General features: G+C 43.3%; 4 protein-coding genes. 1 reads left to right on the top strand and 3 read right to left on the bottom strand.

Annotated elements, in window-relative coordinates; translation table 11 throughout:
• Positions 1 to 700 precede the first annotated feature (700 nt).
• From BUF15_RS26060 to BUF15_RS26050, 3 genes are all read right to left on the bottom strand, one after another.
• Complete coding sequence (locus BUF15_RS26060) at positions 701 to 1,591, bottom strand: tyrosine-type recombinase/integrase (protein WP_073617258.1); 891 nt, start codon at positions 1,589 to 1,591, stop codon at positions 701 to 703.
• A gap of 67 nt (positions 1,592 to 1,658) precedes the next feature.
• Positions 1,659 to 2,699 (bottom strand): tyrosine-type recombinase/integrase, encoded by a 1,041-nt coding sequence (locus BUF15_RS28185; RefSeq protein WP_073617256.1) that lies wholly within the window; start codon positions 2,697 to 2,699, stop codon positions 1,659 to 1,661.
• 200 nt (positions 2,700 to 2,899) lie between these two features.
• The gene (locus tag BUF15_RS26050) at positions 2,900 to 5,392 is read right to left on the bottom strand and encodes a hybrid sensor histidine kinase/response regulator (RefSeq protein ID WP_159441396.1); all 2,493 of its coding nucleotides are present in this window, start codon (positions 5,390 to 5,392) and stop codon (positions 2,900 to 2,902) included.
• A gap of 29 nt (positions 5,393 to 5,421) precedes the next feature.
• Here BUF15_RS26050 and tnpA point away from each other — a divergent pair.
• On the top strand, positions 5,422 to 5,668 hold a 247-nt coding region (gene tnpA / locus BUF15_RS27280; protein WP_327021900.1), incomplete at its 3' end, for an IS66 family insertion sequence element accessory protein TnpA.

Below are 5,668 nucleotides of genomic sequence, written 5' to 3'. Positions count from 1 at the left end.
AACGATAATTGGTTATATTTTTCGGTACATATCGTTCAACCTGGACAAGTTCCAGAATTGATACCAATCGTTCCTCCTGTTCAGTTAACGGTGTTGGCAAGCATTGGTTTAGATGAGGAAATAGACTTCCTTGGACACGTCCCATCAACCATGATATCGTGTCTATGAGCTTCATGGCATTCTCCTTGGATTGGTTTTGCTGGATACAAAACTATACCAGGAAATGCCATGAAGCTCTATTATTTCAGCGTGTTAAATCAAAATACTCCCTGATTCTGTTATTGCACGTCTTTTTGCAAGAGGCTCCTTAGATACCGGAAAAGCAGAAAAGGCAGACCCATTTCAGATCTGCCTTGAGTTGCATTGAAAAATTATTGTTCTTTAATGAGAGGAAGTTGATAGTGTTGTGCAATTGGGCATGGTACCTGACAACTTTAAAGATAGTAATGGCGAACAATCTAAACTCGAACGCTGACTGTGTCCAGGTTTAGGCGAACAGTCTATATACGTAATAGATCCTATTTTTTCATTTATATTGAGTTGTTGCCTACCTCTATTCTCTTTCAGATCAATGCGTAATGTCAATGATCTTTTATACCTCGGGAGTAGCCTCGTTATGTACCGGTTCTGAAAATGGGCTCCGCCCACAAGCCGTTTTTCAGAACCGGTACATAACGGAGCGGACAGTTACAACCTGACCTCATTCCAGTTGATTGATAACTGTTCTGGCTATTACCAGGTCCATCGCTTGAAAATAATCTTGTTGAGCTTTCAGATTTGATAACTTGCTGTAACGCTGAGTAGTTTTTATCTTTGTATGCCCCAGTATTTCCTGAATACTAACAAGATCCGCATTAGCATTGAGTAACTGTGTTGCCATGGTATGGCGGAGTCGATGGCAGGTAACGGGTACACCGCATAATTTTGCATACAGCTCTACTCGTTTTTGCACCGCGCGAACGGAAATAGGCCGTCCCCTGCACCGGCCTTTTTCTACTAAAAAGATATGCTTTTCTTTGGTCACCAACCGTACTCGGAGATACTTGGCCAGAGCTATTGCGGCATCATTGCTGATAAAGACCATCCGATCTTTTGCTCCTTTGCCTGCTCTGACCAGTATCTGGCTGCGCCTGTAGTCGATAACATCAAGGGTGAGGTTGATGACCTCCTGTACCCGCAAGCCACAACGAAGCATCAGCATGAATATGACAAAATCCCGTTTGCTTGCAACGTGGTTCAAGAACAGTTCAACATCGCTATCTGGTAAATATCTGGGAAGTGGATGTGATTCCCTCATCATCAGACCCGTGACAACTGGGTTGACTGTTGAAATACCCTCCTCATCCTGCAGATAACCATAGAATAACCTGACACTTGAGAGATGGCAGTTGATCGAACGCGGTGCCATCTGTTTCTCCAGTAAATAATCTATATAGAGCTTAACTTCCTTTACTGTTGTCGATTCAACGGGAACTGCCAGCCAACTGAAAAACAGCTTTAACCGGTGAAGATAGTTTTTAATCGTGAGGCTCGAGAAGTTTTTTCTCTTCAAAAACAGCCTGTAATTCAGGATTGACTCTGTCATGTTCATGGCTGCCTCCCTTTTCAATAATTGCCATCGCTCTGAAATAGGCCTCTTCTCGAGTCATATCAGATATCTACGCATATCGGAGGGTTATATCGATATTCAGGTGCCCCAGGAGTTGTTGTAATACTTCAAGCCGCAACCCGGCATTGAGCATGCTGGTTGCAAAGGTGTGACGTAATGAATGAAGGCTATATCCTTTGTACTCAAGCCCTGATCTTTGCAGAGCTTCTTTCATTATCATCCATGCGGTAACGTAGGACAGTTCCCGGCCTGTATTCCCATAAAAAAGGTTTTCGCAGGTTGCATCTCGAACAGCTAGCCAGCTGTTAAGAGCCTCCTCTGCAGCCTCACTGTAGTAGACTACCCGGCCATGTAAGTTTTTCTCGCCAAGATACAGCAGAATCTTTCGTTCTGACTGAATGATATCTGTCATCTTCAACCTGAGAAGTTCTCCTATGCGCATACCGGTATGGAGTAACAGCAGAATGAGGGCACGATCTCGGACCTTCCGAATGGATTGGAGTATTTTCTGCAGGTCTTCTGCCGGGATAGCTCTCGGCAGTACTTCCGGCATCTTTAATCGGATTTTTTTCAGGAGGATCTCTGCCTGCAATACATCATTATTTACCAAATAATTCAGAAAGGCATATACTGTATGCAAATGATTTCGTAATGAATTTATCTTCAACCCACGATCCTGCTCATGCTCGACGTAAGCTGCAATATCTTTCCGTTGAATTGCAGCAAGATCGCCTCTTCCTAATGCTTGGAGGAAGGATAGAAAAGCGTGAAGTGTTTGTCCTGACTGGCTAATGGAAGAAATAGAGTGGTTACGACGATATTTGTCGTAAATGTATGCAATCACATATTCGAACCCAGGAAGATTACTTGCTTCAAGCGTGTCTATAGCTTTGTTGAGAGCACGCCGTCGTTTACTTGGTCGATAAACATAAAAGGCCCCGGCGGAAGGCGCGAACAATGTCCGAATGGATTCTGAATCCAGATTGCCATGATCGTGGAGTGGAAAAAGGAATGGAAGATTTGATGATTGGACAGCAGCAGGCCAATCATTAGGGTAGGGACTTGGAAATATACTTTGCGCAATAGTCATCATATCCTCCTTCTTCTTTTGAAAAAACAGGATGTTGATGATCTATTATAGCACAATCTCAGATCGGTTTTTTATTACGTATATACAGTAGTAGTGTTAAGCGGAGGCCTAAATTGAAAATGCTTACCTTCGAATCGGCAATATCTTTAGTATGCCACCGATAGTTACAGAACTTGACCGTTGCGATAATGCTATGCCGATCATTTTTCTCCATCCAGCAGTTTCCTTATAAGGGTGGCAAGATCCTTTTTCGCCAGAGGCTTCATAGCAAATCCCTTTATTCCGTATATTCTTGCCTTTTCTTCTGAAATCTGATTGCTGAAACCCGTGCAGAGGATGATCGGCAGCTCGGGTCGTATCTGTAGTATGCGACGTGCCAGGTCACTTCCAGTCATGCCCGGCATTGTCTGATCAGTTATTACCAAGTCAAAGCGGTCCGGTTGACTCTGAATAATTTTTAGAGCCTCAATGCTGTTTGTTTCTACCGTCACACTATAACCAAGCCGCTCAAGCATAGTCCGACCCATCTCAGCCAGCATCTCCTCATCGTCGATAAAGAGAATATGCTCAACACCGGTTTGGATTAACTCTAAAGGTGTGGTTTCGGCTTCTCGATGGGTTGTAGTGGCATAGACGGGAATATACACATAAAAAGTTGCCCCTTCGCCTGGTGAACTTTTGCAGGAAACTAAGCCACCAGATTTCTTTGCTATGCCATGGATAATTGCAAGACCCATCCCTGTGCCTTTGCCTACCTCTTTCGTAGTGAAGAAAGGATCGAAAATCTTGTTTATGATTTCCGGTGCTATTCCTGGGCCTGAATCTCCGACAGAGATTTCTACAAAATGTCCAGGCTGCACATGCGGTTCGCTGATTAAGTCCGCCGGGAAGAGTTCTCGTTTTTTTAGTGAAATGTTGAGGGTTCCACCTGTTTCCTCCATGGCATGGAAAGCATTGGTACAGAGGTTGTTAATTATCTGATGAATCTGGGTTGGATCTGCGAGAATTGGTCCGGCTTCGGGATCGATATCCTGTTGGATGTCAATAGTCGTAGGCAGTGAGGAGCGCAACATCTTTAATGCTTCTTTTATAATTACAGCCGGTTGCAAAGGGATATAGTCGGTCTCAGCCTGACGGCTGAAGGAAAGGATCTGTTTGACTAAGTCTTTGGCCCTGTGACTGGCCTTGATGACCTGTTCAATGTCTTTTCTTACCATCGATCCTGCGGGACTGCCCTCCTGGGCCATTTCGGCATAGCCAAGGATTGCTCCAAGGATATTGTTGAAATCGTGTGCAATTCCACCAGCAAGGGTCCCGATAGATTCCATTTTATGGGCCTGCTGAAGTTGTCGTTCAAGCTGTTCTCTTTCAATCAGCGCTTTTTGTCGTTCTGTAATATCTATGCAAGAAGTTGGGTATATTTCATTTCCCTGCTCATCATGTGCGAGTCTTGCATACATAAGCACATCAAAGGTACTTCCATCTTTCCTTTTTGCCACGTGTTCAAATTCGTACTCTCCACTTTCCTGAAGTTTTTGAATGACCTTTGTGGGCAACTGTGGATCAACGCACAGATCAGCAGGAGAAGTGCCAATGATCTCTTCTGCGCGATCATAACCGTACATAGTGATAAATGCTTTGTTTGCATAGATCAGGACACCCTCAGCTTTAACAATGTCAAAACCGTTGAGAGAGTTTTCTATCGCAAAATTCAGTGTTTTTAATTGATTTTCATACTTTTTCCGTTCTGTAATATCAACATGGGTACCGATTATTCTGACTGCCTTTCCATCCTCGTCAAAGACAGCTTTAGCTCTTGAAAGAATGTCGACCCAGTGACCATCTTTATGTTTCATTTTGAATTCCATCTCAAAGCGGTCACATTTTTTATTTATGAGCTCTTGTTGCATTGTCCATGATCGTTCAACATCTTTGGGTTCAGTTAAATTTTCCCAAATCGAAAAATCATTTGGCAGTTCGTCATCATTGTATCCCAGCATTATCTTCCAGCCAGGGGAATAGTAAATTTCATTTGTAATTAAATTCCAATCAAACAATCCATCTTGAGAGGCCTCCATGGCTAAAGTAAAGCGCTTCTGGCTCTCTATTAATGCTGTTTCTGCATTTTTCCGATCGGTTATATCTTGAACTGTGCCGGTGACTTTTATGACATTATTATTTTCATCTTTCTCAGCTGATGATATTTCATGAACCCAGCGTATACTTTTGTCCGGCAGCACGATCCGGTGTTCAATATCAACTGCCCTGTTTTTCCTAAGGGCTGAATCCCTTTCCCTAACAAATTTTTCATAATCATCAGGATGTATAACATTTTCGAAGGCTTCAACAGTCACATTGAATTTTTCAGGAGATTGTCCAAAAATCCGATAGGTTTCATCAGACCAAATCAATTGATTGTCTTTCAGTTGCCATGCCCAATCCCCCACCTTGGCGATTCTCTGGGCATTTATCAATCGGCTTTCGTTTTCTATCAACGTGTTTTTCGTTTTTTTAAAGTATATAAGAATCAATCCCATGGCTACAATGAGTTCTAGTACTGCCCCAAGCAAATATCCCCATGGAGCGAACCATAAAACTGGCCTTAAAAATGGATAGTTTGCTTTGTGAATTCCCCAAAAGATGTAAGCGCTCAACAAACGCCATCTTTTCATATCGTTAACAATCTGTTTCATTGTGGCAAACCAGACCACGGGAGGGCACAATGAAAACAGAGCATAGCAAGAATCGGTCGGCCAAGCAGGAATATTGGCAGGAACACATCCGCTCATGGGAGAGTAGCGGCCTGACGCAATCATCATATTGCCGGGAGAACATGCTCTCTTTGGCGACATTTGGTTACTGGCGTCGAAAGAGCTCATTGAAGGTTTCTCACGAACCGCAACCGCGTTTTTTTCCTCTTGCGGTACAATCCCAGGTCCAGGAAAAGCAGAGTTCAGGTTTCAATACTG

It is taken from the genome of Desulfopila aestuarii DSM 18488, assembly GCF_900143695.1.
In the GTDB taxonomy this organism is placed as follows: domain Bacteria; phylum Desulfobacterota; class Desulfobulbia; order Desulfobulbales; family Desulfocapsaceae; genus Desulfopila; species Desulfopila aestuarii.
Note: the sequence above shows the minus strand (reverse complement) of the source record. Positions and strands in the feature narration are given on the sequence as shown.